The sequence below is a fragment of the Listeria sp. ILCC792 genome, assembly GCF_900186135.1.
Lineage (GTDB): Bacteria > Bacillota > Bacilli > Lactobacillales > Listeriaceae > Listeria > Listeria goaensis.
Genome location: NZ_FYBO01000015.1, coordinates 1 through 26,884 on the forward strand (window position 1 = coordinate 1; position 26,884 = coordinate 26,884).

Sequence of the window (26,884 nt, forward strand, 5' to 3'; positions counted from 1 at the left end):
AAATAATCCGCCGAATAACGAAAGGCGCTTGCTTGTACCGCTTGAATACGAGCACGCATGGTGGCATTGGCCTTTTGTAAGGCTTCTTGAAAGGCACGTACTTCGGCAATACTAATCCGGCTCATGAGGACAACGCCTTTCGAAGCTCGGCTTGTTGCGCCTCTAGCTCTCGTAAGGTCTGATAAGGTTCCCCGCCGCTTGCCTCCCGTAAGTCGCTGGCATGGGTCCGCAGTTCGCTTTCGCTAATTTGAATTTTAATCATGTTCATCACCTCTTGGTTGTTTTATAAATGCATCCATTCCGGTTTCATTATAACACGTGGAAGTTATAATTTAGCAAATTGCATTCAAACTCAAAGAAACGAGACTGGGACATAAATGAAAAATAAGAAAAAATCCAGTAAAATCCATTTTCAAAAATGGCATAATTACTGGATTTTTTGCTTGTCTATTTTCCTTTTTTATGGAACAAAGTCTAACTATGTCCCAAACTCGTTTTCTCGCTTCTTTTAATTCTTCGAGCCACTAAGCGCAATTCCTTCAATAAATTGTTTCTGGAATATTAAGAATGCAATGATGAGTGGAATAATCGCTAGGAATGAACCCGCCATGATGAGTGGATAATTCGTTGCATACTGCCCACTTAATGAAGCAAGTCCGGCGGAAAGCGTCATTTTATCGGTAGATGTGTTGACAATTAATGGCCAAAGTAGCGAATTCCAGCCATATAATAGCGCGAAAATTGCCAAGGACACTAAGGCAGAGCGCGAAAGCGGCAAAATAATGCTAAAGAAAACCCTGATGCGCGAGCAGCCATCAATAATGGCCGCCTCCTCAATTTCTTTTGGAATCGTCATGAAGAACTGCCGGAGTAAAAACGTTCCAAAGGCTGAAAACAATCCGGGAATAAATAGCGCCGGAATGGTGTTGAGTAAGTTCATGTTTTGGATAATCAAATATTGTGGAATAAGGAAAATTTGAGCAGGTACCATTAAAACCGACAAGATTAAAATAAATAGCGCATTTTTAAAAGGGAAATTAATTCGCGCGAAGGCGTAGGCGGCCATGGCACAAAGGAAAACTTGGCCGATTGTAATGACTGCGGTCGAAACGAATGTATTTAAATAGAACTTCCCGAACGGAAAAATGACAAAGATGTCTTTATAATTGTGCCATTGCCATTCACTTGGGAAAATGGTCGGCGGAATGGCAATGGATTCTGCCGTCGTCTTTAGTGATGTCATAATCATCCAGAAAAAGGGGAAAACCATCATAAAGGCTCCGAGAATCAACAATAGATGGACAAGCCATTTTTTGGAATAGCGATTTTTAAGCACGTTTTCCACTCCTTTACTGGTAATGAACCCATTTTTTTTGTAGCCCAAAGTTAACTACGGTAATCACTAGCGTTAACATGAGTAGCACGACTGTAATTGCGGCACCATAACCTTTGTCATTCAAAATAAAGGCATTTTTGTAGAAAAGGTAGGCGAGTGATTGCACGTCTTGAAGTGCTGGATTTGTTTGGCTGTACATTAGGAAAATTAAATCATACACCTGAAGGGCTGAAATGAGAGATGTAATTAAATTGAAAAACATCGTTGGTGTTAAAAGCGGCAGTGTAATTTTGAAAAATTTGCGTATTGGTCCTGCCCCGTCCATTTCAGCGGCTTCATAAAATGTTGTTGGCACGCCTTGTAAGCCTGCTAAATAAATCACGATGGATGTGCCGAGCGAACTCCAAACGCCAACAATGATGAGCGCTATCATCGCGGTATTCGAATCCGTTAGCCAAGCTGGGCCATCTATGCCAAATAGGCCTAGGAATTGGTTGATAATCCCGTATTGTGAATTGAACATCCACTTCCATATCATCGCGACGGCGGACGTCATGGTCACGGCAGGTAAGAAATAGATCATCCGGTAGGCCGTGACGCCTTTAATTTTATTGTTGAGTAGCGTCGCAATGAAAATGGAAATCGCCATTGCAATTGGTACTGTGAAAATTGCATACGTTAGCGTATTCTTTAGCGCTTTCAACACTTCTGGGTCGGTAATCATTTTTTTATAATTGGCAAGGCCAGTAAAATTGTAGCCGCCAAACATGCCCCACTCCGTAAAGGAATAAAATACGCTTTGAACCATTGGTATCAAGTAAAAAATGAGTAGCCCCAAAAAAAGCGGACCAACAAAAAATAAGGCAGATAGCATATCTCTTTTCTTATATTTTTTCACAGAAAGTGTTTGTTTTGCCATGCTTATCAGTCCTTATTCATTATTTGTTTAATAGCGCGTTCGCTTTATCTGCGAGTTCTTTGCAGGCCGCTTCAATGCTCTCCTCACCTGTCCATGCTTTCGAGAGAACGTCACTTTCAATTGCGATGGCCGCGGAGCTGTTTTTTGTATTTGGTAGTGGCACCGCATAATCAACCGCTTCTGTGAAAACTTTTAAATTCTTGTCCGGATAGGCATTAATCCATGCATCAGCTGCACCTTGGTACGCTGGAATAACAACGCCTGATTCGGCTACTTTTTCACTTGCTTCTTTTGTGGATAAAAATGCGACCCAGCGCTTGGCGGCATCTTCATTTTTTGTCCCTGCTGAAATGACATTCGCGAGTGAGTTGGAAGTTGTCGCGCGCGTCTTCCCTTTTGGAAGCGGAGCTACGTCAATGTTATCTTTTCCATATTTTTCCTTAAAAATAACGGGTACCATGTAAGAACCTTCGATCGACATTGCAACTCGGCCATTAAGGAGCAACTCGGACCCTGTTGTCCCTGCCATATCTTTTAGTGGGGTTGCTGAGCCATTTTTTGTAAAACTGTACCAAAAATCAACGCCATCAATGGTCGCTTGATCTGAAAAGCCTGATTTCTTTCCTTTATCCACAAATGGGCTTCCTTCATTTTGATAAATGGTGTCATAATAGCCGCCTTGCCAAGTGAGTGGCGCTGCTAAGCCATAAATATTCTCATCTGCTTTTGTAAGCTTTTTCGCTGCATCTTGCCACGTTGCCCATGTCCAAGTGTCGTCGGGATAGCTTATTCCTGCATCATCAAACATTTTTTTATTGTAAAAGAGAGCATTTGTATCAAAATCTTTTGGTACGCCGTATAATTTTCCGTCTTTTGAATAAGCTTTTAAGTATTGTTCAGGAATTTTATCTTTATCAAATTTCACATCGTCAACTGGCATTAAAACGCCGTTGTTAATGTAATCTGGCGCTCGTGGGATATTGACCCAAAATACATCTGGCGCATTTTTTCCCGTGATGGCCGTTTCCAGTTTAGTAAAATATTGTGCAAAGGGTGTAATTTCAAATTTCACCTTTACATCTGGATTTTCTTTTTCAAAATCTTTTGCAATTTCTTGATAAACGGGTGCTTGTTCTTTATCCCAAAGTGCATACGTGATGACTTTCTGATCACTTCCGCTGCCGTCGTCACTACTGCTTCCTCCTCCACACGCCACAAGTACTAGGCTTAAAAGTAATACAGCTAAAGCAACTGCCCAACTTTTTCTTTTCATGTTAAAATAACCCCTTTCCTTTTTGTTATGGTTGGTTAATATGTAATCCGCTTCACCTTGCGAAAGATGCGGCGGATAACTTCTCCTTCTAGGGCGTTAATTTACTTGCTCGATTTCCACATTTCCACTGCCATAATTTTTGCCGCCACCTCCGCCGCTGCCCCCACATGCTGCGAGTGTTGAACTTAGAAGCAACATCACTAACACAATTGTCCATCCTTTTCTTTTCATCTCAAAATCGCTCCTCTCATTTTTTATAACAAGCTAATATATAATCCATTGCCTGGCTCGCATCTCTTGAAAGTTGCAATGGGTTCTCCCTATACGGGGTTAATTCACACGTAAGAGGGCCGTCATAACCAATTGTTTGAAGGGACTCCATAAGTTTCGGCCAGTTCATGTCGCCTGCGAGTAAGCCTGTGAAACCATGAATATTGCCAATAACTTTTGAGAAATCTTTAATATGCACTTTTTGAATGCGGCTCCCTAAAATAGCAACCCACTGCTCTGGATAAGCAAATTGCAACACATTTCCAGCATCAAAATATACTTTTACATTCGGATCGCCAATTTCATCAATAAACCGCTTCATTTCCAGCGGACTAAGCAGAAATTTATTCCACACATTTTCCACGCCAATGACAACGCCTTTTTCCTTTGCATACGGGGCCAGTTCAAGGAGCGCTTCTTTTGCTCTCTCGTAGCAAGTCGCATAATCAGCGTCCTCTGTCACAACGCCGGGAACAATTAAAACCGTATCGCCACCTAGAATGTGGCATGCATCAATCATTTTTCTAGCAATCATTTTGCCTTTTTCCCGCACTTTCTCATCATTAGCATTTAAAGGATACGACCAATGAAGCGCTGTAGCCACGCTTGAAATCGGTAGCGCAAATTTCTCTGACAGATTTTTTAACCCCAAAAGTTCTTGTTCTGTCGTTTCAGTCGTTAAAATTTCTGTGTCTACAAGGCCCAGTTCATCCGCGAAGTTCGCGTCGGCATGCGCATCCGCCATGTTTAGCTCGATTGTTTCAAAACCTGCTGCCTTTGCTTCTTGGAAAATTTCATTCCTCGTGAGCGTTGTTGGTAAACACCAACTATTGATTCCCTTCCTCATCTTATATCCTCCCAGTAAATCAGTTTCTCCTGTTCAATGGAAGCGTAAGCCATTTTTGTGAGCAGCACCGTGAATCTCCCTGCAGCGCCTGGTACTGGCGACGGCAAATCTTCATCGACCGCTTTTTTAAACGCTTCTAGCATGAGAAAATCCATATCTGTTTCATAATAGTCAAAATGAATTGGCTTTTCTTCCGTATAGCGAAGGCCCTTGCGGCCAAAGCCATCAACATGGACGTAACCATTTTCCGTGACTAGCGCAAGCGACGCATCGCCCCAAACGGGATAGGCTTCTGGACGGTTCCAAGATGTGTCTAAGCTCATGAAAACGCCGTCTTGAAAGCGGATATGAAGTAGCCCTGTATCTTCCACGGCAGCCCCTTCCGTCCAATTCTCACTTGTCGCAAAAACACTTTCAATTTTAGGTTGAAACAGCGCATAAACCATATCTGCCATATGAATGGTGTGGTCGATAATGGCACCGCCGCCTGACAATTCGGGTTCAGTAAACCAGCCGCCCGGATTTTTCCCATGATTCGTCGCATCAATTGCGAGCACGCGTCCGATGTTTCCGGCATCAACATTTGCTTTAAGCTCCTGCATTACCTTGGAGAAGCGAACGGGGTGTGCCACCATCAATTTGACTTTGGAACTTTCGCACGCAAGAATCATCTTGTCAGCTTCCGAAACGGATAGCGCCATCGGTTTTTCCACGATGACATGTTTCCCGTACATGGCTGATGCCACCGCATAATCAGCGTGAAACGCATTTTCCGAACAAATTAAAACTGTATCAATGTCGCTTTTTAGCAAACGATTTAACTCTTTAAATGCCGGCAATTTGTGGCGCTTGCAGAACTCCGCAAGCCGGCTGTTATTCCTATCAAACGCGCCAACAATTTCAACATCAAGCGTTCGCAAATGTTTCACGTAGCTCTCGGCATGCATGTGTGCCGTCCCAATAATGCCTATTTTCAAAACGACAACCTCCTTAAATCTATTACTTTTTCAGATAAAATCAGTTCAAACAACTGTCTTCCTTGCGCACTAGGCACCCTATGATCCTTGACGGATTCAGTATTTAAAAAGTTCGAATAAAAAGCATTTTCCGTAGTCGTGTCAAATTGGAACAGTCCCTCTAGGCCGGCAATTTCAAATTTCTTGATTTTCGATGAATTATGGCCACTAAAATCCAGCATGACATTAAAATGCGCCCGATTTCCCCACTTTCCCGTCACGAGAAAGACCGTTTTATCTTTACCGATACTCGAAAACATAATTTCAGCCTCGCCTTCTTGAATCCCCTTCATAAAAGCATAGACTTCTTCAATCCGTACTATCCGCGCCGTCTCTTCCGCAATTGGTTCCACTAGAAAATACCGAAAAAACGTAAGTTGCCCCAACTTCTTTGCCCTCGCAAGTTTCACTGCTAAACGCTCTTCGTTTTCCAACATCATCCCTCCACACGTATAATTTTATTTTCTTTAATGGCCTCTTCCGCTGCAATGACAAGCCTCGATACAGATGCACTGCTTCCCAAATTGGAACGCGGTTTTGCCCCACTTTCAATACACTTTAAGAAATCTAGCAACATTTCATCGTCACCACCGCCGTGGCCAGCCAGTTCTGGTACATGAATCATGGTTTGCTCCGAATTCAAGCGGTCGTTTATCACAATTTCATTTCGCTCATCATCGAAATATAGCTCTCCTTTTGTACCGAAAAACTGAAACTCGCGTCTGTAGAACGCCGAAAATTGGCATAATGAATAGGTCAATTTCGTATTATTCTGATAAAGAATTAAAAGCGCTTGATGGTCATCTACATTTACACTAGAATCAAATACGCAATCATCTGGCCAATCTTTTTGCCACTCGATATTTTTATATTTTTTTATGTTTAAGAGGCTTTCCTCGCAGCTCCATTTGATTTGACAAGTTCGGCAATGCAATTTTTTTTGTAAGGGCGCGCCAAATTTTTCCTTCGCTCCCCTTTCTCCAAAAACTTCTAATCCACCGAGCCCTGAAACTTGCACGGGTTCAGAGTTTATCAACCAGTTCAAAATATCTAAGCTGTGCGTTGCTTTTTGCAAAAGCAAGCTACCAGAACGCGCTTTATCGCGGTGCCAGTCGTGAAAAAAAGCATAGCCGCCGTAATGAATATGATCCGTGCCGTTCACGAGCCAAATGCGGCCAATCGTTCCCGCGGCAAGGATTTGCTTCACTTTATAATAAAGCGGCGCATATCTGAGGACGTAACCTACAAGAAAAACCCCTTGAAAACGCGCAAGTGCAGCTTCGATTTCGTTTACTTTTTCAAGGGACACTTCAAGTGGCTTTTCACATAAAATGTGCTTCCCAGCCTGCGCCGCTTTTATTACCAATTCTGCATGTGTGTCATCAGGCGTCGCGATAAAAACCGCCTCAACCTCTTTATTTTGGAGTAAATCTTCGTAATTTGTGTAGGCTTCCACATCGAAATCTTCAAATAGCACAAACTTTCTTTCGTCCGCATCTGAAATGGCCACAAGTTCAAAATCAGGATGTGGTATGATGGAACGCAAGGCAAACTTGCTTCCGCGATTCCCGAGACCAACAACACCAAATTTCACTCCCACATTTATCTTCCTTCCCCGTCTTCACGCAATTTTGTTTCGAGCGCCTGAATGGATCTGGCATATTCGCTCGGGCTAAGCCCAGTCTGTTTTTTGAAGCTGTTCGAAAAATAATGCACCGAATCGAAGCCTAGTTTTTGTGCAATTTGCGTAAAGGTATGATTGTTTTCTCGAATACATTTTTTCGCTTCTTCCATTTTTAACATTTTAAAAAAATTCATTACTGTGTAGCCTGTTTCCTTTTTAAAAATCGTTTTTAAGTACGTCTTGCTGAAAAAGAACGCTTGGCAAATGTCATCTAAACAAAGATGCCCGTATAAATTGTCATTCATAAATTGAATAATGTCGTTTACAATTGATTTCTCAAACTTTTTTTTGGTTGCTATACTAATTCTTTTTTGATTAACATTGGTCGTTTCATCGCGAATCAAGCGGATTAAAAACTGCTCTAAATAAATGTACAGCATTTGCTCGGCGCCAATTCGCGGGTGATCCAGCCGCGTTTCTTTTAAATAAAGTCGACCTAGTTCAGGTTTAAATACACCTTTCGCTTCTTGTAACATTTTCGCAAGTAGTTCTCGCTCACCAGTTGCAAGACGCATGATTTTATTTTCAAAAAAATGCATTCCTTCTGAGCTGCAGACGAAGCTTACAACAAGAACATTCGGTGCGGTAATCCCGTTTGCCCATAAATTATGAAATTCATTTGGCTTATGGAAAATAATGTCGCCTTCTTTTAATTCATAACCTTCCTTATCTGCTGAAACTTCTAGCTCGCCTTTATCGACATAGACCATTTCCCAAAAATCATGTTTCTCCCCAGCATACAAATAGTTCTTAGAAAACTCGAAATAGTAAACGGTTACAATACTTTCCACATTAAGCAATCGCTTCATCGGCTCAAGTGTCATTAAGAAATCACTGTTTATCATTTCCAGAAGCCTCCCTTGGCTTAATTTGATTATTACAGGCAAAAAGCAATCTGAAAAGCCTCTTTTTAACATTTAGTCTTTTTTTATAAAATTTGTGTCTTTGATTCTAAATATCACAATATCACTTCCTGTGTAAGGTATTAGTACAATCACTTTCTTGTTTTAAAAAAGCAAGTTTGTGAAATACAAATCAAAACGGAGGCTTTATCATGCTAAAAGTTGGTCTTGTTGGGCTCGGTTTTATGGGGCACGCTCATTTGCAAAATTACATACGTCTAATGGATGAAGGGTTCCCAGTTGAACTTGTCGCAATTTGTGATGTTGATAAAACCAAACATAGCGGTGCACAAGTAGAAGGAAATCTGGAAGTTCACGGCAAACAAATTGACTTCTCAAAATTCCGTTTTTATTCCAGCTTAAAAGAAATGGCCGAAAAAGAAGACTTGGACTATGTAGATTTATGTTTACCTACCTATCTTCATGCGAGAGAATCAGTTCTTGCGATGTCACTCGGCTTGCATGTTTTTTGCGAAAAACCAATGGCCATCTCAAAAGCTGCCTGCGAAGAAATGATTCAAGCCGCGAAAAAATATGACCGCAAACTAATGATTGGCCAAACGCTTCGTTTCTTCCCTAGCTATCAATATGTGAAAGAAACTATCGAGAGCGATCGCTACGGCAAGGTTGTAAGCGCTTCATTCTTCAGGGGTGGTGGAACACCAAAATGGTCGTTTGAAAATTGGTTGCTGCAAAAAGATAAATCAGGTGGCTGCTTACTCGATCAGCATATCCATGATGTTGACACCATCAATTGGCTATTTGGCAAGCCCGAAGCTGTTTCCACAACTGGCAAAGTGATTTTCAAAGGGAGTGGCTACGATATCGTTTCCTCGAACTACCACTATGCCGACGGAAAAGTCGTAAACGCACAAGATGACTGGACAATAAACGGCGAGTTCGGCTTTGAAATGCGCTACCGCATTAACTTTGACACAGGAACAATTATTTTAGAAAACGGCATTTTAACAGACTACCCAGAAGAAGGGGAAAAGTTTCAGCCAGCCATTAATAAAGAAGACGGCTATTATTTAGAGATTAAACATTTCGCCGACGCACTTTTAAATGGTCGCGACCCTAGCCTAGCAGTCCCACTTGAAAGCGCAAAAGAAACGATTAGCATCGCAGAACATGAACAAGCTTCCGCGGATTTAGGCGGCGAAAAAATCTCATTGTAGCACACTAGACCAATATACGTATAATCTTATACATCGTTTCTCCACATTTTCTCCACAAACTATACCAATTTCCATTTTCAGTATACGGCAATAAAAAAAGGAAGCCAAGACTTTTGATTATCTTGGCTTCCTTTTATATATGTGTAAGTATATTTTCGGTCAGCTTTTGAAGTGCTAATTCAGCCTTTTTAGCAGAATCTTCAACTACTTGAAAATAAATTTTACATTTTGGTTCTGTTCCCGAAGGGCGAATAAATGCGCGTTCACCGTTTGCAAAATCAAATTGCAACATATTCGTTTTTGGCAGCCCTAAATTGCCGCTTGCAAAATCAATTTTTTGTACGACATTTGGAAAAACGGTTTCTTTACGCAATCTTGTCAATAATTCATTCATTTTGTTTGTGCCATCTTCACCTTCAAAGGCCAAATTCGTTAGCGCTTCTTTATGATAACCAAATTCATCATAGAGCCTATCCAAAACGGTTAAGAGCGACATGCCTTTTTCTTTGAAATAAAGCGCCATTTCTGCTGTTAAAAGCGCCGCCTGAATCGCATCTTTATCGCGTACAAATGGCGCAACTAAATAGCCGTAGCTTTCTTCATAACCGAATAAAAAGTGTTCACCTGTTTTTTCAAAGCCAGCAATTTGTTCGCCGATAAATTTAAAGCCGGTTAGCGTTTCAACGTGCCGCGCGCCGTAATGGTTAGCCATTTTCCGTCCTAAATCGTTCGTCACAACGGTAGTCACCAGGACATCATTTTCGCTTACTTCGCCTTTTGCGGCAAGAAGATAGTGCAGCATGAGCGCCCCTAATTGGTTCCCCGTCAAAATTTTGTATTCGCCATCGTCCAAAACAGCTACACCAAGTCGGTCTGCATCAGGATCAGTCGCCAAAACAATATCAGCATTTTGTTCCTTCGCTTGTTTGAAAGCTAATTCAAAACTGGCTAATTCTTCTGGATTCGGCGAGACAACTGTCGGAAAACGGCCGTCTGGCTTGGCTTGTTCGGGGACTAGCGTGAGGTTTTTGAATCCGGCATTTTTAAGTCCTTCTGTAACGAGCTTTAGGCCGCTTCCGTGCAGCGGGGTATAAACGATTTTCAAGTGGCTTCCAAAATCCGTAATGAGATTTGGACGGTGCGTCACCACCTGAACGTTTTTTAAATACGCCTCGTCAATCGAATCCCCTACACATGAAATCAGTGGGCAATCGGCCGCTTCGACCGGTATCGCAAATAAATCTGCCTTTTCTTCCATAAACTGCATAATGCGATTCGCGGCTTCTAGCGTAATTTGGCAACCCGTTTCGTCGTACACCTTAAAGCCGTTGTAAGCTGCCGGGTTGTGACTTGCCGTTATCATAACGCCCGCTGCCGCTTGAAATTCGCGCACCATGAAGGAAAGTTCTGGCGTCGGTCGCAATTCTTCGGATAAAAAAACGGGGATATCTGCTGCCGCTAAGACGCGGGCGGTTTCAAGAGCGAAATCACGCGAATGAATTCGCGAATCGAACGAAATCGCAACGCCTTTTTGCCGCCCGCTCGTTTCACGCAAATATTCTGCCAGTCCGCTTGCCGCGCGACGAATGGTATAAATATTAATCCGATTGGGCCCAGCCCCCATTTTACCGCGCATTCCACCCGTACCAAATTCTAGATTCCGATAAAACTGGTCGTGCAAGTCGCGACTTGTTTTCAAATCGTTTTCAAGTTCCGCTGGCAGTTTTGCGTTCTGCCATCTCGAAAGCTCTACTTCGCTAAACATGACGTCCGCTCCAGATGTTCTAACAAATCGCTAATTTTCATTTCACAGCCAGCCATCGAAGTATCTGCTACGCCGTAATACATTTTAAGCAGGTCGCCCTCCTGAATCGTGCCGCATGCAAAAACTACATCGCCGAAAAAGCCGTTCTTTTCATATTCCGCAACAGGTTCTAAGAATGGTTCTGTTGTTCGTTTTAAAACAATAGACGGGTCGTTTAAATCGAGTAGCGCCGCGCCCATAACATAACGGTGCCCTTTAGTTGCCCCGTGGTATAAAACAAGCCAGCCGGCCTCCGTTTTAATCGGCGTACAACCGCCTCCAACACGACCATCATCGTAACTATTTTGGCGAACACCAATCAGGCGTTTATGGTTCCCCCAGTTGACTAAATCTGGCGAAGAAGCTAACCAAATATCAAGCTCGCCGATATTCTTTGCACTGGGACGGTGCAACGCATAATAACTGCCGTTAATTTTCTCAGGAAAAAGAAGAACGTCTTTATTTTCAGGCGCAAAAATATTGCCTTTGTAGTCATACGTTTTGAAATCTTTTGTTGTGACTAGCGCATCGGCCACGCCGCATTCTGAAACCGCGCTAAAGGTGATGTAGTAAGTATCTTCCATCTGCATCACACGTGCATCTTCAATACCAAACGTTTGATATTCATTAAACGGATATAAAAACGGCTCTTTGTCGAGCGTGAAATGATGTCCATCTTTACTGCGAGCAATTCGAATGTAGGAAATCGATGTTAAATAAATGAAACCGCCTAAATGATCTTTATGGCGAATCATACGTGGGTCATCAAAATTATAGGTTGGGTCATTTTTATCAAAAGAAACGCGCTCCAATTTTTGCTCCTGAACGTTAAAATAAGGCGCAACGACTTCATTTTCATGCGTCGCAATTGGTTTTTCAGCTACGCGAAGGAGAAGGAGTGTTTCATCTCCGTATTTCGCTACACCACCATTAAATGCACCGATAACTTCATAGCCATCATGATACGGTACAACATCAAGTGGTGTAATCAAAGGATTCTCTTCATAACGATAAATATTCATGTTTTATATTCCTACTTTCTTAAAAGGGTTATCAAGTTCTAAATACTGCGCACTAGCATCACTTATGCCAGCATATAAAATCGCGTTCTCATTTTGAAACACAAGACCACCACTAAAAACAACGTCGACTAAATCAGCGCGTTTAGCAGGACTTTCTATAAAATCTGACCGCTCCGCAATGATTTTCGGCCTGCAAATCGTATCGTCCTCCAGCCAAAAAACAAGCGGATAATAATGGCGATTATTTTCTTCATCAAAAAAAGCAATATGACCTAAAACGGCAATTTCACCCGTTTCAAGTTCGTAAATTTCGTTCGCGCCGCCCCAGTCCTCGTTGCTGAAATTGCCATTTAAAAGCGGCGCCGCTTCGATACGCGCTATCGTCAATTCATCTAACGAACGAATTCGCAACTGTCCAATTTTCCCGCGACCGCCTTTTTCACCTTGCGGCCGTGTTAAAACCATAATTTCACCATTATGAAGCTGTTTCAAGCGCAAGTCTTTCATGCCATTTGGTCCTGAGAAAAACAAAGTCATTTCATTTAAAGCCTTTACGCTATAAAAATTCGTGCGCCAGCTCAGTTTTGTGGCATCTTCAGGACTTGGAAATGTTTCAACGCCGCCTAAAATGAGTTCCCCATCAATAAATGTCATAAATGGATCTTGAAGTTCAAGCTCCGTCGCGCCTTGAATCCGCTTGTACGTCGTCAAATCGATTTCTTCAAAAAAGGCAATGAACGACGCCTCACTATCGCGTTTTTCAACCCTCCCAGCAATCATTTTGCACCCTTCGAGTTGAAACGGCGCGGTAATATTGTAAACATCAAATCCATCGACACCCAAAAATGTGATTTTTTTGCTATCGCCAACTTTTTTTGTTTTTCTGGATACTTCTAATAATTCACGTGCACTTTGCATTTTACGCCTCCAACTCTATCACTACGCCGCTAAACGGACTTACAATAAAATAATTTTCACTTTGCATCGCTTCGCCGAACGCCAATTTCCCACTCTTTTTAATAGAAAAATCCGTTTCGCCAAAGTTTGCCACAAATAAATAGCGCCCACGCACATATTGAATCGCGTCTTCCTCCAAAACAAGCTTTTTATACGCTTCCGTTTGAAAACCCGCTTGTCCTCGGAATTCCAGCAGACGTTTATAATAGCGGAACATCTCCAATTTATCCAAATCGGTTTCATTTCTTCCTAAAATCCAAGGTTTCCCTTCCGAAAATGACTTCCCGTCTGCAAACAGCATCGGACCACGCCCTACATCGCGCGTTTTTTGATTTGCCACTTCTAGCGCAGACTGCTCGCTCGCCCCGTCTTGAAGCGCCAAATGATAAGCTTGCATCCCTTGAATATCTCGCAATTCGTGAATGGCTCCAAAAACTTGGTTTCGCATGCCCACTTCCTCGCCATTATAAATAAACGGAATTCCCCGCGCCGTCAGCATGAGGAACGCCAAAAGCTTCGCCACACTTCTATTTTCATTCGCTAAGCGCGACATCAAGCGCCCCATATCGTGACTCCCAAAAAACAACGTTGGCAACCGCTCAGGAATCACTTCTTCCATACGCACTAATTCATCAAAGATTTTCGTTACAGCCAATTTTTCAATGCTTCCGAAGTTAAAATTAAATGTAACGTCCAGCAAATCGTTTCGACTGTAGGACGCAATTTCGTTCAAGTCGTCCGAACTAATTTCACCAACCAAAAACACATCTGGCTTGCAAGCACGACAAAAGCTCGCTAGTTCTGCTATAACCGCCTGAACACCCGGCTGATTACGGTCAAACTTATGAATCATTTCGCCTAACTCGTCAAACGGGTTATCTGGAAACGTTGTGTCTACCGTTAAATTGTTAATCACATCAAACCTAAACCCAGCTACACCTTCCTCTAACCAAAACTGCAAAATTTGTTTCGCTTCTTGCATTACAGCCGGCTTCGTCCAATTTAAATCCACCTGCTCTTTCGCAAAACTATGATAATAATACGCATTTTGTTCGGCACTATACGTAAAAGCAGAACCACCAAAGAAGGACTCCCAATTGTTTGGCGCCTCCTTCCAAACATAGTATTCCGGATGCGCTTTAAACCAGCTATGATTAATCGCCGTATGATTCAAAACAATATCAATGATGACCGCCATACCATTTTGTTTGGCCGCCGTCATAAAATCGCGAAAGTCCGCCATTGTCCCGTAAATCGGGTCGACATTCATATAATCGGACACATCATAGCCATTATCAACTTGCATGGAAGGATAAAATGGCGTGAGCCAAAGTCCTGTCACACCGAGCTCCCGCAAATAAGGAAGTCGCTCTTTTAAACCAATAAAATCACCAAATCCGTCCGCATTCCCGTCACAAAATGACTTCATATAAACTTCATAAAACACACTTTTTTCAAACCAACGCATTGTCTTCCTCACTTTATTTCAATGTAAATTGCATGCCTTCTTGGAACTTTTTCGAGAAGCAGAGGAACAAAATAATAAGCGGAACAGTTAATAAAACAGAAGCCGCATACATTGGTCCTGGATACGTCCCGTAAGGTCCAAACATTTGGGAAATCAACACGTTTAATGTAACGGTTGAGTCGCTTTTTGAAACTAGCAAATCCCAAAGTAAATTCGTCCATCTATCCGTGAATAAAAATAGGAAAATAACGGTTGTGATAGATTTTGACATTGGCAGTACAATTCTAAAGAGAATTTTCAAGTCACTTGCTCCGTCTAAACGCGCCGCCTCAATGAGCGCATCTGGAATAGCTTTAAAGAAGTTTGTGTACATGAAAACGGCCCACAAACTAAGCGCAGTCGGAATAATCATTCCAGCGTAACTATCGAGCAAACCGACATTTGTAATCATTAAGAACTGTGGAATAAGTAAAATAATCGCTGGAAAGAACATTTGGAAGAGAATCGCATTATTAACAAAGTTTTTTCCCCGAAAATTGACTTTTGCAAGTGCATAGCCAACCGTCAAACCGAAGAGTAGCATGAGTCCTGTTGCGATAGTAGATACGATGACGGTGTTAATGAACGAATGAATCCACGGTGCTGGCGCCGCTGTTACTGCATCACCAAACAACCACTGCCACGAACGCAAGGAAAATTCTGTCGGAATGAGTTTTTTATCGACTTGATCCCATGCGGCAAACGAGTTAAGCACAAGGTAAATGAATGGATATACCATGATGAGCATAAGAAGCGTCGTTAAAATATAACGAATAATCTTCCCGCTTTTTCTATTACGTCCAACCATTTCGTTCACCCCATTTTTCTAAAAGTTTTTTAATAACGCCGATTGATGCAAACGTCACAACTGCCGCAATAAGCGAAATCGCTGACGCATAGCCAGATTTCAAGTTAATAAACGCTTGGTTGTAAATTTCCATCTGCCACGTATTGGTAGCAAAATTCGGTCCACCGCCTGTTAACTGGTAAACTTCTGTAAAAATACCAAAGCTCACACCAACAGCTAGGACAAGCACTGTAAAGAGTGCTGGATAGAGCATCGGTATGGTGACTTTCCAAAACGTGCGGAACCGACCGGAACCGTCCATTGCCGCTGCTTCATAAATTTCATCGTTAATACTCGCAAGCCCTGAAATTAAAATCAGCGCGTAGTACCCCGACATCTTCCAAGCAATCATTAATGAAATAATAAATAACGCTGACATCGGCGTTCCTAGCCAGTCAATATCCCAGCCAAGATTATTTCTTAAAAAGACATTTAACGGGCTGTTATAAGACAACAAACCTTTTACAATTAGGGATGTTACAACGCCAGAAGATAAATATGGCAGGAAAAAAGCAACTAAATAGAGGCCTTTAAACCGAGGTAATCCATTCACTAAGACGGCAACTAGCATTGATAAGATTAGCGCCATTGGAACAAACACAATCAAGAATTTATATGTGACGAAAAACGCTGCATGAACAGATGAACTCGTAAGCGCCTTTTTAAAATTATCAAGCCCAACAAAGTTTATGTCCGGGCTCATCATATTCCAATCCGTTAGCGAGAGCCAGATGGCCCACACTAACGGAATTAGAAAGAATATTGCGGTAAAGATGAGGTATGGGCTAGTAAAAAACCAGCCCAATTTATTATTTTTATTTTTCATCTTCAAGCACCTTATTAATTTGCTTACTCATATCGCTCCAAGCTTTCGCGCCTTTTTTCTCACCTTTTACAACTGGATTCCACGCTTCTTCTCCAATAACTTGTTGAATATCGTTGTAATCCGCGTTATCCATCGCTGGAATCGCATTTTTAACATTCGCTGCATATACTTCTAATTGCGGATTTTCTTTAAAGAACGCTTGGAATGTTTCGTTTTCCGTTGCATCGTCACGTGCTGGAATTAGGTTTGTTGTTTCAAGGAATTTCAAATCATTTTTGTCGTCACTATAAACGAATTTCAAGAAATCCATCGCTGCTTTTTGCTCTTCTTTTGTTGCACTTGCATAAAACACAATACCTTTTGCATCTGAATAAGTGGAAACATCTGTTGAATCTTTCATATTATCTGGCACAAGAGGTGTTGTAACTGTATAGTTTTCACCATATTTCAAGTCAGGATATTTTTCCTCCCAGTTCGGGAATGTCCAAGGTCCAAGATCCGTCATAATACTTGTTCCAGTTTCAAAAGGATCTGTTACTTCACCAGTCAACAGTAGTTTTTCGTTTGCTAGCGTACCCATGAAGTCAAGTAATCCTACGCCTGCTGTTTTATCGGCTACAAGTTTGTTATTTTCTACAAAAGCATTACCGTTCGATGCCGCGTTATAAAGCGGGAAGAAGTCGAACCAACGCATCCATGCAGTCGGATCGGACAAATCACCTTTTGCCCATAAAACTTGGTCAGGATATTTTGCTTTTAGTTTTTTCCCCACTTCAAGTGCTTCGCTATATGTTTTTGGCGGCTCTGAATAGCCAAGTTCTTTCAATGTATCTAAACGCCAACCGAATAAAATTGGGTTCGAGTATACAGGTAAGACATATTGATTTTTATCCGAGAATGTCCAAGCTTTCATGCTTTCCGTCATATTTCTTTCTTTCACAACATCGTCATAACCAGCCACTTTGTTAACAGGTAAAATCGCTTTACTGTCAGCTAATTGAGCCGCAAAACTACGGTTGATGTTTTCTGAAATGGTTGGAGCCGTTTTTGATGCGATAGCCGATTGGATAGTCGCTTCAGAAGACGGACTTTCTTTCATTTGAGTCACTTCTACTTTTACATCAGGATTTTCTTTTTCATAAGCTGTCGCCATTTCCTTCCAAAATTTCACTTGGGTAGGGTTTGGTGCTGCCCAAAAAGTTACTTTCGTTTTTCCATCATCATTGGCTTCGCTTCCACCTGATCCACAAGCGGCTAAAATCGAGCCCGCTGCCACGACACTAAGTGCTGCATAAACTAACTTTTTGAATTTCATTACTAACTCCTCCTACTTCAATAATTGTAAGCGTTTCATAAACAATTACATTATTGCATTACAATTTTGTAATGTCAACAATTACTTTTCTAATAAAACTTAATAAAAGTGCATAAAAACGATAAAATTTCAACGCATATTAAAATTATTCATAAAAATACTTATAAAATTACATTCTCCTTTGCAAAAAAACTATTTTCTGGCTATAATAGAATTATTATGTCGTAAAAGAAGGAGCTTTTATGAAAAAAATTACGATGCAAGATATTGCTGATCGTCTTAACATTACGAAAAATTCTGTATCTCAGGCTCTCGGCAATAAAAACGGGGTAAGTGAAAAAACGAAACTAGCTGTTTTTAAAATGGCAGATGAACTAGGTTACCAATATAAGAAAGAAATTGCGCGCGAGGTCGTTAAAAAGAGATATGCTTTGCTTGCAAGTTCATTCGCGTTGGCGCAAAAGAGTTTTTTTGGGGAAATCATTGCGAGCATAAAAAATCAACTTTTAATTGAACAAGCTGAACTTTTTATTTTCCCAATTGGAGAAATCGAAGCTGAAAAAGGCATCTTGCCAATTGAGCTTGAAACCGAAGAGTGGTCGGGCGTTTTTCTACTTTCGCACATCAATACAGCCTATAGTTTGAAAGTCATAGAATTGAAACATCCCACCATCTTAATTGACCATCACCACCCGCACTTAAAAGCGGATGCAATTTTAACGCAAAATAAAGACGGCGCGTTTCTCGCCGTCGAACACCTTATCCAAAAACAACATGAAAAAATCGGTTTTCTAGGAGATATCCAGTTTTCTCCAAGCTATGCGGAGCGCTTCGAAGGTTATAAAATGGCACTCAAAACCGCAGAAATCCCCCTTAACCCTGCTTTTACAATCACGCGGATTAAAGAGGAACAAACTGCACTCTATAAAACGTTAGACCAGCTGGATGAGTTTCCAACCGCCTGGTTTTGCGTTAACTCAGGTCTCGGCTTTATTTTAAATACATACTTGCAGTCGAAAGGGTATACAATTCCACAAGACTTCTCTATTATTTGCTTTGATAACACCGAATTCACGGTTTTAAGCAATCCAAAACTGACAACGATGTGTACCAACCTAAGTGCAATGGGCGAAAAAGCCGTCGACCTCATGAACTGGCGTATTCGTCATTCAGAAAGCGAATTCGTCCAACTCTCCATTGCAACCGAGTTAATCGAACGCGATTCCGTGCAGATGTATACTAAAAAGAAAGTCGCCCGAAAATAAAAAACAAGCATATATCCAGTAAAATCCATTTTTAGAAATGGCCTGATTACTAGATGTATGCTTGTTTATTTTACAAATTACTCGTCCTCTTCCACATGATGCGTCAAATGAAGCCGAATCGTCGCAAGCGTATAGCCGTAAAAATCATCGTCAAACTCTTCTTCCACGACGAAACCTTTACGCAAATAAAAATGATACGCCGCGTCATTTCCCCGCTCCACATTCACATACATCGGAAGTGGCAAATGAAACAGGCTCATACCCTCATCTAGGAGCCTCGTACCAAAGCCTTTTTGTTTTAAAGCTGGATCCAAATAAAACGCCGAAAGCTCGCTTTTGCCTTTGGCAAGTTCCACGAAATTCGCAAAGCCAATGACATCCCCTTCTTTTTCAATGACCGCAAAAGCCGTAGCGCCAATTCGATTTTTAAGCGTTTCCAAATTATAAAATTTATTTAAAAAATGATCTTGCACATCAACTGGAATAATATTTTCATACGTGTCGTGCCAAGATTTTTCTGCAATTTGCTGAATTGCTGCCGCATCTTCAAGCCTTGCCTTTCTAACGTTTACAGTCATTTTGAACACCCCTTTAAGATTTCGCTTCTCTTTCCATACCCTTTTTTTCTTGAAAAAAAACGCATTTAATGTTAACCTTTAAAAATAAAAGTTAACATTAAGGAGTGAACAATTTGCCTAATACAAAATTAAAATTTCTAATCGTAGACGCGCTTTTTGCCGTCATTATCGCGATTTTAGCTCAAATAGCTATTCCGCTTGGCCCCATTCCATTTACCGGCCAAACATTCGCAGTTGGGCTTGCCGCCACCATTCTAGGTGCCCGCCATGCCACAATTTCCGTCACCGTCTACATACTACTTGGCGCGTTTGGCATCCCGGTTTTCCAAGGAATGACAGCCGGACTTGGCATCATTCTAGGCGTCACCGGCGGATTTATTATTGGCTTCATCGGCAATGCCTTTTTGACCGGCTTTCTGCTCGACAAGTTTGGCTACACAAATTTGAATGCCGCCATCGCCAATATTCTCGGAGCTTTTGTGACGCTCCTGTTCGGCATGTTTTGGTTGCAAATTAGCGCAGGCATGACGCTTGGCGCCGCTTTTTTCACGGGCGTATTCCCGTTTATCATTCCAGGCATCATCAAAGCCGTTTTGGCCGGCTACATCGGACTTAAAATTCGCCGTCAGCTCATCAAAAGCAAACTCCTTCCTGACAACACGCCGAACACGAAGGAAACGCTCAACACTACACAGTCTAAATAATTCAAAATCCCCTTTTTCTCCCGTATAATAAAAATCAAATACTGAGAAAAGGGGACTCGGTTATGGTTTTAGAAAAAGGGACAAGAGAGGCGCAAAAGCCCAGTCTTGCAGAGGTTTTATATGAAGCGGATGCAGCACAACTTCCGTATTTGCGCTTAAGCATCAAGCGCGGGGAGAATATCCTCCTTGAAGGCGAAAATCACCCATATTTTTACATAGTGACAGAAGGCGTAGCCGCAATGAGCAAAAATACATGTAAAGAAGATAGCATTTTATCTTTTTGCGGGAAAGGGGAAGGCATCGGATTTCTCCACATCGAACCAGATGCGGTTTCACCCGTTACGTATACGGCCATTAGCGAAATGACTGTGCACCGTTTTCCGCGCGATTACGCGCATAGCCGCTTTAAACGCCACTCAGAGTTTTCTGCTTTTGCACAATTGAATCGCATCGTTCAGCCAATCTTGCTGCGGGAAGCCGAGGCGCAACTACCTTCCGACCAAAAAATCCTAGCCGCTTTAATTCGCATTGGCGCTCAATTTGGTCGAATGGAGGATGACGGCGCGTGCCTCATTCCCTATTTTTTCACCCAAAAGATTTTAGGAAACTACGCCAATTTAGCGCGCGCCTATGTGGCGACTAACTTGCGGAAACTCGAAGAAGAAGGCATCCTTACGCTCTCACCGAAACCATGGCGAATTAATGAGTTCGCCGCTCGAAAAGCGCGCTTAATGCAAAAATTTAACCACGAAACCTTTTAGCTTCGTGGTTTTTTATTATGTCTTAGATCAGATTTTCTTATTTTTTAAATTTCCCGAAAACGCCTTTATTTTTCTTTTCAACGTAACAGCAAAGCTTGGAATTTGAATCTATGCTGTCAATCAACGTTTTCTTTTCAAAAGAATTACGCTTATTAGACAGCGCCTGACTTAAATCTTTCCATACACTTTGCGTTGAAGGTCCACTAAAAATAAATTTATTCGTTTCTACTTCTTTCGTGACATTTTCGCTAGGATGTACGAGATGCATCGAAGGCCTTTCCCAAAAAACACTTTCTTTCACGACTCTAGCTGGATTTCCTGCTACTACAGCGTTATTCGGCACAACAGACGTGACAATTGCATTAGCGCCAACAATGCTGCCAGAGCCAATTGTAGCTCCTTTTAACAACTTAACATCTTGTCCAATCCATACATGGTCCCCTATTAAAACCGATGCCGGTCTGTTTAACCGCTCCCCGCTTTCAATTTGATAGATGGGGTGTACATCAGACGTACGTATCCAACTTCCAAAAGAAAACATCGCATCTTTTCCAACGATAAGATTTTGATGTTCCGATATAATCGCATTTAAAACGCCATTAAAAGAAGCTCCTTCGTCGATAAACACTGTAGAACCTGCATGAATATTAAGATTTATCATAATTTGATTTTGAAGCGTTTTTTTAATATATACGACCGAATGATCTCCATGAAAAATAATTTTCGAATTTCTCAAAGTTACATTCTCATCTAAAATCAACAAGTTGTCCTTCCCATTAAACACCACTTCTGAATTTTGAAACTGGACTTTTTCTTGATTTAAAAACACATTATTACTCTGTTCTTCTACATTTCCCTTGATCATTAACGCTCTCCCTTTAGCCCAAATTTTCGTAGTGAAAATTAAAACCCTCACTCCAAAATTGTATTCTTTTCCAACACTATCAGTATATCAATCTGTAGAATTTAAATCAAAACTTTCGTCACTTTTCACTACTAAATTGCTCATCAGAAACGACGCTCAAACCGTGGAGCTGCAAATAAGCCGCCGTCACACCAACACCTTTTTTTAATCCCCCTGAAAATGTGCCATCATAAATTTGACACGCACCGCAAGACGGACTTTTTTCCTTCAAAATAACTTGCTCGATTCCAAGCTCGCGGAGTTGCTCTAACGTTTTGCGTGCACCTTCTTTGTAAATTTCCGTCACATCTGCACCTAAATTATCCACTACTTTTGCCGTACCAGACCAGACGTCTTTACCGTCTCCGCCCACAATTTCAGCCGGATTTCTAGGCGTGGGAAGTCCACCAAGCATTTCTGGACAAAGCGAAATCGCAGCGCCACTCTCCACCAATTTTTTCAATGTTTCATTTTCCTTATGCGCCCCGTCGTAACGACAAGGAATGCCCGCAAGACATGCACTCACCATCTTCAAAGCTTTTCACCCCTTTTTTTACTACTTTTATTTTAACAAAAAAACGCCATGATTTCAGTTAAAGAAACCACAGCGTTTAGTTTTACAGATTTTGATATGCGACAGCAATTTGAGAACCAATTAAAGCGTTGTGCTTCACCAGTTCGATGTTGGCTTCGAGGCTTTTGCCAGCCGTCAGTTCTTTCACTTTAGCGAGCAAGAATGGCGTGACGTCCTTACCGTGAATGCCGTTTTCCCGAGCCTCTTTCAAGGCCGTTTGAATGACTGCGTTAATTTCGTCAGCAGGCATTGCGTGCGCTTCCGGGATTGGATTAGCGATGACTGCGCCGCCGTCAATTTTCAAATCCCACTTCGCTTTCAAGCTTTCTGCGATAACTTTTGGTTCATCGGCACGGATAGTTAGTTCAATTTCGCTCGTGCGCGTATAGAACGCTGGTAGCACGTCCGTTGCGTATCCAATTACTGGAACCCCTTTTGTTTCTAAATATTCCATTGTTAAGCCTAGATCAAGAATCGATTTCGCGCCAGCACAAATGACTGCCACATTCGTTTTTGCTAACTCTTCAAGATCAGCCGATACATCCATCGTCGTTTCAGCACCGCGGTGAACGCCGCCAATTCCGCCGGTTACAAAAATCGCGATTTCAGCAAGTTCTGCACAAATCATAGTCGCTGCAACAGTTGTCGCCCCCAATTGTTTAGTGGCAACAAGATAGCCGATGTCTCGACGGGAAACTTTTGCCACATTATCACTTTTTGCAAAAAGTTCTAGCTCCGCATCTGAAAGCCCAATTTTAATTTGCCCATCCATAATTGCAATTGTGGCAGGTACAGCACCGTTTTCACGAATGATTTCTTCCACTTCGCGCGCCATTTCAACATTTTGTGGATATGGCATACCGTGTGAAATAATGGTCGATTCTAATGCCACAATAGGTTTTCCTGCTAATTTTGCTGCCTTCACTTCTTCTGAAAATGATAAATAGTTTTTCATTTGATTTCCTCCAAATCTTTTTGTAGTTCAGATGTCGACAAATTTTGCCGTACTGTAAATTCCGATAGCAATGTTTTATACGCATTGACACTCCCGGCAAGAACCGTTTCACGAAGCGTCTTCCCTTCAAGCCAAGCGTAAATGACAGCGGAACAAAAAGCGTCCCCAGCGCCTGTCACATCGCGAATCACAGGCGCCACAATTGCTGGTTCATGAATAATCCCTTCAGCTTGATTTCCTGCCATTGCACCGTGTTTCCCATTTGTGATAACGACGTTTTGAATCCCTGTATCTAGCCATTTCTGAACAGCTAAACGCCAAGCTTCATCGTTTTCAATTTTCATTCCAAAATGCGTTTCGGTTTCATCACGGTTCGCGATTAACCAAGTAACTTGATGCAAATCTTCTGGAAGACGCGCCATTTTAGGTGAGGATACGGGAACTAAGACGAGTGGCACTTGACTTGTTTCCGCAAAGTTACCTAAATAGGCAAGCGACTCTTTCGGGCAATTCAAATCGGCGACAATCGCACTGGAACGCGCGAGCAGGGCTTCATTTTTGCGCAGTGCATCTGGCGTCAGATGTTCGTACGCTTCCATGTCAGCAAGCGCCACAAGCAAATCCCCATTTCCTTCCAAAACAGCCGTATAAGAACCCGTTGAAATACTTGGAAAGGCGGTGACGTAATCTAAATTCATATACGTATCGCTCGCCCGAACAATCGCTTCCCAGTCAGCATCAGCGCCGCATGCCGTAAGTAATATCACTTCTTTGCCGAGACGTCCTAGGTTTTCAGCAATGTTCCGTGCGACACCGCCTGCGCTCTGCGAAGACCGAACTGGATTCGACGTCCCAAGCTGCGACTTTTCTTTCATATAAAATTTACGGTCCACGTTCGCGCCGCCCACACAAATGATTTGCTTCGATTCGTTTAAAATGTATGCTTTGCCTAGAATGCGCCCTTTTCGAATCAGACCAGAAATTAAGTTAGCGACAGTCGGTCTTGAAAGGTCCAAAATGTCCGCAAGTTCTTGTTGTGAAATGTATGGGTTTTTGCGGATAGAATTAAAAATAATTTCTTCCTTTTCGTTCATTTTTTGATTTTCGTTTTCCACGGAGAACACCTCCATTTCTAAACTTTTGTTTATTTTTTAAACACATGTTTATAATAACAATAAAAGCGCTTTATTTCAAGAGAAAGAAATTTTTTTCGGATTTTTTTCATTTTCTGAAAACCCCTGCTATGATGGGATTGAATACACTAGTGAAACACCAATATTTTCCCTATCCCAAGTCGAAAGGATGATTTTATCCCGAATCTTCGTTACAATGGTAAACGTTAGTTTTATTTTGTTATGTGAAATAAAACCAATCAACTACGAGAGGAGAATTAAGTTTTGAGTAAAATTGAAGTTAAGAATCTGACGAAGATTTTTGGTAAAAAAACTTCGAAAGCTTCCACACTGCTTACAGAAGGCAAATCAAAAACAGAGATATTAAAAGAAACTGGTTCGACGATCGGTGTTAATCAAGCATCTTTTCAAGTCGAAGAAGGCGAAATCTTTGTTATCATGGGACTTTCCGGAAGTGGCAAGTCTACACTCGTTCGTCTTTTAAACCGGTTAATCGAACCTACCAGTGGTGAAATTTGGTTGGACGGAAAGGATTTATCCAAGCTTGATAAAAAAGAGCTGCGCAAAGTTCGTAGAAAAAGTATGAGCATGGTCTTTCAAAATTTCGGACTATTTCCGAATCGTACCATTCAAAGTAATGTAGAGTATGGCCTAGAAGTACAGAAAATTCCGAAAAATGATAGGGCTAAACAAGCGCAAGAAGCACTTGAATTAGTTGGCTTAGCCGGTTATGGCGCGCAGTATCCTTCCCAACTTTCTGGCGGAATGCAACAACGCGTTGGGTTAGCCAGAGCGCTTGCCAACAACCCTGACATTCTTTTGATGGACGAAGCTTTTTCCGCACTCGATCCACTTAACCGAAAAGATATGCAAGACCAATTACTAGATTTACAAGACACGATGCAAAAAACGATTATTTTTATTACGCATGATTTAGATGAAGCTTTGCGAATCGGCGATCATATTATGATTATGCGCGACGGCTCGGTCGTTCAAACGGGTACTCCTGAAGAAATTCTCGCACATCCTGCAAATACATATGTTGAGAAATTCATCGAAGACGTTGACCGTTCGAAAGTTTATACCGCAAGCCACGTCATGATACGTCCTGAAATCGTTCACGTTGAAAAAGACGGGCCACGTGTTGCGCTGCAAAGAATGCGTGAAACTGGCACTTCAAGTATTTTTGTCGTGAAAAAAGGACGGGAACTAGTCGGCATTGCCCATGCAACGGACGTTTCAAAACTTGTGAAGGAAAACATCTCTTCGCTTGAATCCGTTATTCAAACTGACGTGCCAACCACCGATCCAGACACACCATTAAACGATTTAATGGATTTAATTTCCACGACATCGATTCCAGTCGCTGTAACTGAAAATGGGCGACTCAAAGGCATTATTATTCGCGGCTCCGTTCTAGCCGCACTTTCTGGAAACGAGGTGAACGCTAATGCCTAACATTCCTACAATTCCACTCGCAAGCTGGATTGACAGTCTTGTTGATAGCTTAACGCAATTTGAAGGATTTTTTAACGTTATCACAAATATTATCGGCGGAATTGTTGACGCTTTTCAGTGGGTTTTCGATTTGCTGCCGCCATACATTTTTATTATTTTAGTTCTCGCTTTAACCTATTGGCTAAACCGAAAAGGTAAGAAATGGGGGCTTATGACTTTCGAATTAGTCGGATTGCTGCTCATTTGGAACCTTGATTTTTGGCGAGACATGACACAGACGCTAACCCTCGTTTTAACCAGTAGCTTAATCGCTCTTGTTATTGGGGTTCCACTAGGGATTTGGATGTCTAAAAGCAACGTTGCTGAAGCATTTTTCAAGCCAGTGCTCGACTTCATGCAAACGATGCCGGCGTTCGTTTACTTAATTCCAGCTGTTGCCTTTTTCGGCATCGGTATGGTGCCTGGCGTCGTCGCGTCCGTTATTTTCGCCATGCCTCCTACTGTGCGCATGACAAACCTTGGGATTCGCCAAGTGTCGACTGAACTCGTAGAAGCTGCCGATTCGTTCGGCTCAACTGGTTTCCAAAAACTATTTAAAGTAGAGCTACCGATGGCCAAATCAACCATGATGGCAGGCATCAACCAAAGTATCATGCTCGCATTATCAATGGTCGTCATCGCCTCCATGATTGGCGCAATGGGGCTAGGAACGCGTGTCTACTTCGCTGTTGGACGTAATGACGCTGGAGGTGGTTTCGTTGCCGGAATCGCAATCGTCATCGTAGCCATCATTCTCGACCGTCTGACGCAAAGCTTTAATAAAAAATCAAAAATTGAAAACTAAGGAGG

The 26,884-nt window shown here is 41.9% G+C and carries 28 protein-coding genes; 6 read left to right on the forward strand and 22 right to left on the reverse strand.

Annotated features, from left to right (window positions below; translation table 11 throughout):
- Positions 1-121 precede the first annotated feature (121 nt).
- From CFS60_RS13875 to CFS60_RS12835, 10 genes are all read right to left on the reverse strand, one after another.
- Positions 122-262, reverse strand: coding sequence for a hypothetical protein (locus tag CFS60_RS13875; protein ID WP_159457913.1), 141 nt, complete (start codon positions 260-262; stop codon positions 122-124).
- 246 nt (positions 263-508) lie between these two features.
- Positions 509-1,336: a carbohydrate ABC transporter permease gene (locus CFS60_RS12800; RefSeq protein ID WP_088809397.1), complete on the reverse strand. Its 828-nt coding sequence runs from the start codon at positions 1,334-1,336 to the stop codon at positions 509-511.
- A gap of 13 nt (positions 1,337-1,349) precedes the next feature.
- The gene (locus CFS60_RS12805) at positions 1,350-2,255 is read right to left on the reverse strand and encodes a carbohydrate ABC transporter permease (protein WP_088809398.1); all 906 of its coding nucleotides are present in this window, start codon (positions 2,253-2,255) and stop codon (positions 1,350-1,352) included.
- A 19-nt stretch (positions 2,256-2,274) separates the two neighbouring features.
- A complete protein-coding gene (locus CFS60_RS12810) occupies positions 2,275-3,528 on the reverse strand; it encodes a sugar ABC transporter substrate-binding protein (RefSeq protein WP_088839341.1) in 1,254 nt (417 codons plus the stop codon).
- Positions 3,529-3,624: 96 nt separating this feature from the next.
- Positions 3,625-3,759, reverse strand: coding sequence for a hypothetical protein (locus CFS60_RS14110; protein WP_255377387.1), 135 nt, complete (start codon positions 3,757-3,759; stop codon positions 3,625-3,627).
- Positions 3,760-3,775: 16 nt separating this feature from the next.
- A complete protein-coding gene (locus CFS60_RS12815) occupies positions 3,776-4,645 on the reverse strand; it encodes a sugar phosphate isomerase/epimerase (protein ID WP_088809400.1) in 870 nt (289 codons plus the stop codon).
- Complete coding sequence (locus tag CFS60_RS12820) at positions 4,642-5,622, reverse strand: Gfo/Idh/MocA family protein (RefSeq protein WP_088809401.1); 981 nt, start codon at positions 5,620-5,622, stop codon at positions 4,642-4,644. The genes CFS60_RS12815 and CFS60_RS12820 overlap by 4 nt, the downstream gene beginning before the upstream one ends.
- On the reverse strand, positions 5,619-6,098 hold the full coding sequence (locus CFS60_RS12825; protein ID WP_240310420.1) for a hypothetical protein: 480 nt from the start codon (positions 6,096-6,098) through the stop codon (positions 5,619-5,621). The genes CFS60_RS12820 and CFS60_RS12825 overlap by 4 nt, the downstream gene beginning before the upstream one ends.
- On the reverse strand, positions 6,098-7,261 hold the full coding sequence (locus CFS60_RS12830) for a Gfo/Idh/MocA family protein (protein ID WP_088839342.1): 1,164 nt from the start codon (positions 7,259-7,261) through the stop codon (positions 6,098-6,100). The genes CFS60_RS12825 and CFS60_RS12830 overlap by 1 nt, the downstream gene beginning before the upstream one ends.
- Positions 7,262-7,263: 2 nt before the next feature.
- Complete coding sequence (locus CFS60_RS12835; protein WP_088816421.1) at positions 7,264-8,190, reverse strand: AraC family transcriptional regulator; 927 nt, start codon at positions 8,188-8,190, stop codon at positions 7,264-7,266.
- A 209-nt stretch (positions 8,191-8,399) separates the two neighbouring features.
- On the opposite strand from CFS60_RS12835, the gene CFS60_RS12845 reads away from it, so the two are divergent.
- Complete coding sequence (locus CFS60_RS12845) at positions 8,400-9,425, forward strand: Gfo/Idh/MocA family protein (protein WP_088839343.1); 1,026 nt, start codon at positions 8,400-8,402, stop codon at positions 9,423-9,425.
- A 133-nt stretch (positions 9,426-9,558) separates the two neighbouring features.
- Here CFS60_RS12845 and CFS60_RS12850 read toward each other — a convergent pair whose 3' ends face one another.
- The 7 genes from CFS60_RS12850 to CFS60_RS12880 are packed head-to-tail and all read right to left on the reverse strand — an operon-like array spanning position 9,559 to position 17,703.
- A complete protein-coding gene (locus CFS60_RS12850) occupies positions 9,559-11,190 on the reverse strand; it encodes a phospho-sugar mutase (protein WP_088839344.1) in 1,632 nt (543 codons plus the stop codon).
- Positions 11,175-12,251: a glycoside hydrolase family 130 protein gene (locus CFS60_RS12855; protein ID WP_088809406.1), complete on the reverse strand. Its 1,077-nt coding sequence runs from the start codon at positions 12,249-12,251 to the stop codon at positions 11,175-11,177. The genes CFS60_RS12850 and CFS60_RS12855 overlap by 16 nt, the downstream gene beginning before the upstream one ends.
- Before the next feature lie 3 nt (positions 12,252-12,254).
- Entirely contained in the window at positions 12,255-13,169 is a 915-nt protein-coding gene (locus CFS60_RS12860; protein WP_088839345.1) for a DUF1861 family protein, read from the reverse strand.
- 1 nt (position 13,170) lies between these two features.
- Positions 13,171-14,676 (reverse strand): alpha-amylase family glycosyl hydrolase, encoded by a 1,506-nt coding sequence (locus tag CFS60_RS12865; RefSeq protein ID WP_088839346.1) that lies wholly within the window; start codon positions 14,674-14,676, stop codon positions 13,171-13,173.
- Between the two features lie 13 nt (positions 14,677-14,689).
- Entirely contained in the window at positions 14,690-15,523 is an 834-nt protein-coding gene (locus CFS60_RS12870; protein WP_088809409.1) for a carbohydrate ABC transporter permease, read from the reverse strand.
- Positions 15,510-16,388: a carbohydrate ABC transporter permease gene (locus tag CFS60_RS12875; RefSeq protein ID WP_088816407.1), complete on the reverse strand. Its 879-nt coding sequence runs from the start codon at positions 16,386-16,388 to the stop codon at positions 15,510-15,512. Before CFS60_RS12875 ends, CFS60_RS12870 begins: the two co-directional genes overlap by 14 nt.
- Positions 16,378-17,703: an ABC transporter substrate-binding protein gene (locus tag CFS60_RS12880; RefSeq protein ID WP_088809411.1), complete on the reverse strand. Its 1,326-nt coding sequence runs from the start codon at positions 17,701-17,703 to the stop codon at positions 16,378-16,380. Before CFS60_RS12880 ends, CFS60_RS12875 begins: the two co-directional genes overlap by 11 nt.
- Before the next feature lie 242 nt (positions 17,704-17,945).
- Between CFS60_RS12880 and CFS60_RS12885 the strand changes: the two genes are divergently transcribed.
- Positions 17,946-18,968, forward strand: coding sequence for a substrate-binding domain-containing protein (locus CFS60_RS12885; RefSeq protein ID WP_088809412.1), 1,023 nt, complete (start codon positions 17,946-17,948; stop codon positions 18,966-18,968).
- A gap of 77 nt (positions 18,969-19,045) precedes the next feature.
- Here CFS60_RS12885 and CFS60_RS12890 read toward each other — a convergent pair whose 3' ends face one another.
- Positions 19,046-19,546 (reverse strand): GNAT family N-acetyltransferase, encoded by a 501-nt coding sequence (locus CFS60_RS12890; protein WP_088809413.1) that lies wholly within the window; start codon positions 19,544-19,546, stop codon positions 19,046-19,048.
- A 113-nt stretch (positions 19,547-19,659) separates the two neighbouring features.
- On the opposite strand from CFS60_RS12890, the gene CFS60_RS12895 reads away from it, so the two are divergent.
- Together CFS60_RS12895 and CFS60_RS12900 are read left to right on the forward strand one after the other, a co-directional pair.
- Positions 19,660-20,250 carry a biotin transporter BioY gene (locus CFS60_RS12895; RefSeq protein WP_088809414.1) on the forward strand — a complete coding sequence of 197 codons (591 nt, stop codon included), beginning with the start codon at positions 19,660-19,662 and terminating at the stop codon, positions 20,248-20,250.
- A 62-nt stretch (positions 20,251-20,312) separates the two neighbouring features.
- Complete coding sequence (locus CFS60_RS12900) at positions 20,313-21,011, forward strand: Crp/Fnr family transcriptional regulator (protein WP_088825957.1); 699 nt, start codon at positions 20,313-20,315, stop codon at positions 21,009-21,011.
- A gap of 37 nt (positions 21,012-21,048) precedes the next feature.
- Here CFS60_RS12900 and CFS60_RS12905 read toward each other — a convergent pair whose 3' ends face one another.
- The 4 genes from CFS60_RS12905 to CFS60_RS12920 form a co-directional block, all read right to left on the reverse strand.
- Entirely contained in the window at positions 21,049-21,876 is an 828-nt protein-coding gene (locus CFS60_RS12905) for an acyltransferase (protein ID WP_088809416.1), read from the reverse strand.
- A gap of 118 nt (positions 21,877-21,994) precedes the next feature.
- On the reverse strand, positions 21,995-22,450 hold the full coding sequence (locus CFS60_RS12910) for a DUF523 domain-containing protein (RefSeq protein ID WP_088809417.1): 456 nt from the start codon (positions 22,448-22,450) through the stop codon (positions 21,995-21,997).
- An 82-nt stretch (positions 22,451-22,532) separates the two neighbouring features.
- Complete coding sequence (locus CFS60_RS12915; protein WP_088809418.1) at positions 22,533-23,444, reverse strand: pseudouridine-5'-phosphate glycosidase; 912 nt, start codon at positions 23,442-23,444, stop codon at positions 22,533-22,535.
- Positions 23,441-24,559: a carbohydrate kinase gene (locus CFS60_RS12920; protein ID WP_088809419.1), complete on the reverse strand. Its 1,119-nt coding sequence runs from the start codon at positions 24,557-24,559 to the stop codon at positions 23,441-23,443. The genes CFS60_RS12915 and CFS60_RS12920 overlap by 4 nt, the downstream gene beginning before the upstream one ends.
- Before the next feature lie 282 nt (positions 24,560-24,841).
- Here CFS60_RS12920 and CFS60_RS12925 point away from each other — a divergent pair, with 282 nt between their 5' ends.
- Both CFS60_RS12925 and CFS60_RS12930 read left to right on the forward strand, forming a co-directional pair.
- Positions 24,842-26,035 (forward strand): glycine betaine/L-proline ABC transporter ATP-binding protein, encoded by a 1,194-nt coding sequence (locus tag CFS60_RS12925; protein ID WP_088816412.1) that lies wholly within the window; start codon positions 24,842-24,844, stop codon positions 26,033-26,035.
- Positions 26,028-26,879, forward strand: a complete 852-nt coding sequence (locus CFS60_RS12930; protein WP_088809421.1) for a proline/glycine betaine ABC transporter permease — start codon at positions 26,028-26,030, stop codon at positions 26,877-26,879. The genes CFS60_RS12925 and CFS60_RS12930 overlap by 8 nt, the downstream gene beginning before the upstream one ends.
- Positions 26,880-26,884 lie beyond the last annotated feature (5 nt).

What these genes read in the sequence shown, in the direction of transcription:
- CFS60_RS13875 (WP_159457913.1), bottom strand. Translation starts at nt 262, where the DNA reads ATGATTAAAATTCAAATTAGCGAAAGCGAACTGCGGACCCATGCCAGC.
- CFS60_RS12805 (WP_088809398.1), bottom strand. Translation starts at nt 2,255, where the DNA reads ATGGCAAAACAAACACTTTCTGTGAAAAAATATAAGAAAAGAGATATG.
- CFS60_RS12810 (WP_088839341.1), bottom strand. Translation starts at nt 3,528, where the DNA reads ATGAAAAGAAAAAGTTGGGCAGTTGCTTTAGCTGTATTACTTTTAAGC.
- CFS60_RS14110 (WP_255377387.1), bottom strand. Translation starts at nt 3,759, where the DNA reads ATGAAAAGAAAAGGATGGACAATTGTGTTAGTGATGTTGCTTCTAAGT.
- CFS60_RS12815 (WP_088809400.1), bottom strand. Translation starts at nt 4,645, where the DNA reads ATGAGGAAGGGAATCAATAGTTGGTGTTTACCAACAACGCTCACGAGG.
- CFS60_RS12825 (WP_240310420.1), bottom strand. Translation starts at nt 6,098, where the DNA reads ATGTTGGAAAACGAAGAGCGTTTAGCAGTGAAACTTGCGAGGGCAAAG.
- CFS60_RS12835 (WP_088816421.1), bottom strand. Translation starts at nt 8,190, where the DNA reads ATGATAAACAGTGATTTCTTAATGACACTTGAGCCGATGAAGCGATTG.
- CFS60_RS12845 (WP_088839343.1), top strand. Translation starts at nt 8,400, where the DNA reads ATGCTAAAAGTTGGTCTTGTTGGGCTCGGTTTTATGGGGCACGCTCAT.
- CFS60_RS12850 (WP_088839344.1), bottom strand. Translation starts at nt 11,190, where the DNA reads ATGTTTAGCGAAGTAGAGCTTTCGAGATGGCAGAACGCAAAACTGCCA.
- CFS60_RS12855 (WP_088809406.1), bottom strand. Translation starts at nt 12,251, where the DNA reads ATGAATATTTATCGTTATGAAGAGAATCCTTTGATTACACCACTTGAT.
- CFS60_RS12860 (WP_088839345.1), bottom strand. Translation starts at nt 13,169, where the DNA reads ATGCAAAGTGCACGTGAATTATTAGAAGTATCCAGAAAAACAAAAAAA.
- CFS60_RS12865 (WP_088839346.1), bottom strand. Translation starts at nt 14,676, where the DNA reads ATGCGTTGGTTTGAAAAAAGTGTGTTTTATGAAGTTTATATGAAGTCA.
- CFS60_RS12870 (WP_088809409.1), bottom strand. Translation starts at nt 15,523, where the DNA reads ATGGTTGGACGTAATAGAAAAAGCGGGAAGATTATTCGTTATATTTTA.
- CFS60_RS12875 (WP_088816407.1), bottom strand. Translation starts at nt 16,388, where the DNA reads ATGAAAAATAAAAATAATAAATTGGGCTGGTTTTTTACTAGCCCATAC.
- CFS60_RS12880 (WP_088809411.1), bottom strand. Translation starts at nt 17,703, where the DNA reads ATGAAATTCAAAAAGTTAGTTTATGCAGCACTTAGTGTCGTGGCAGCG.
- CFS60_RS12885 (WP_088809412.1), top strand. Translation starts at nt 17,946, where the DNA reads ATGAAAAAAATTACGATGCAAGATATTGCTGATCGTCTTAACATTACG.
- CFS60_RS12890 (WP_088809413.1), bottom strand. Translation starts at nt 19,546, where the DNA reads ATGACTGTAAACGTTAGAAAGGCAAGGCTTGAAGATGCGGCAGCAATT.
- CFS60_RS12900 (WP_088825957.1), top strand. Translation starts at nt 20,313, where the DNA reads ATGGTTTTAGAAAAAGGGACAAGAGAGGCGCAAAAGCCCAGTCTTGCA.
- CFS60_RS12905 (WP_088809416.1), bottom strand. Translation starts at nt 21,876, where the DNA reads ATGATCAAGGGAAATGTAGAAGAACAGAGTAATAATGTGTTTTTAAAT.
- CFS60_RS12915 (WP_088809418.1), bottom strand. Translation starts at nt 23,444, where the DNA reads ATGAAAAACTATTTATCATTTTCAGAAGAAGTGAAGGCAGCAAAATTA.
- CFS60_RS12930 (WP_088809421.1), top strand. Translation starts at nt 26,028, where the DNA reads ATGCCTAACATTCCTACAATTCCACTCGCAAGCTGGATTGACAGTCTT.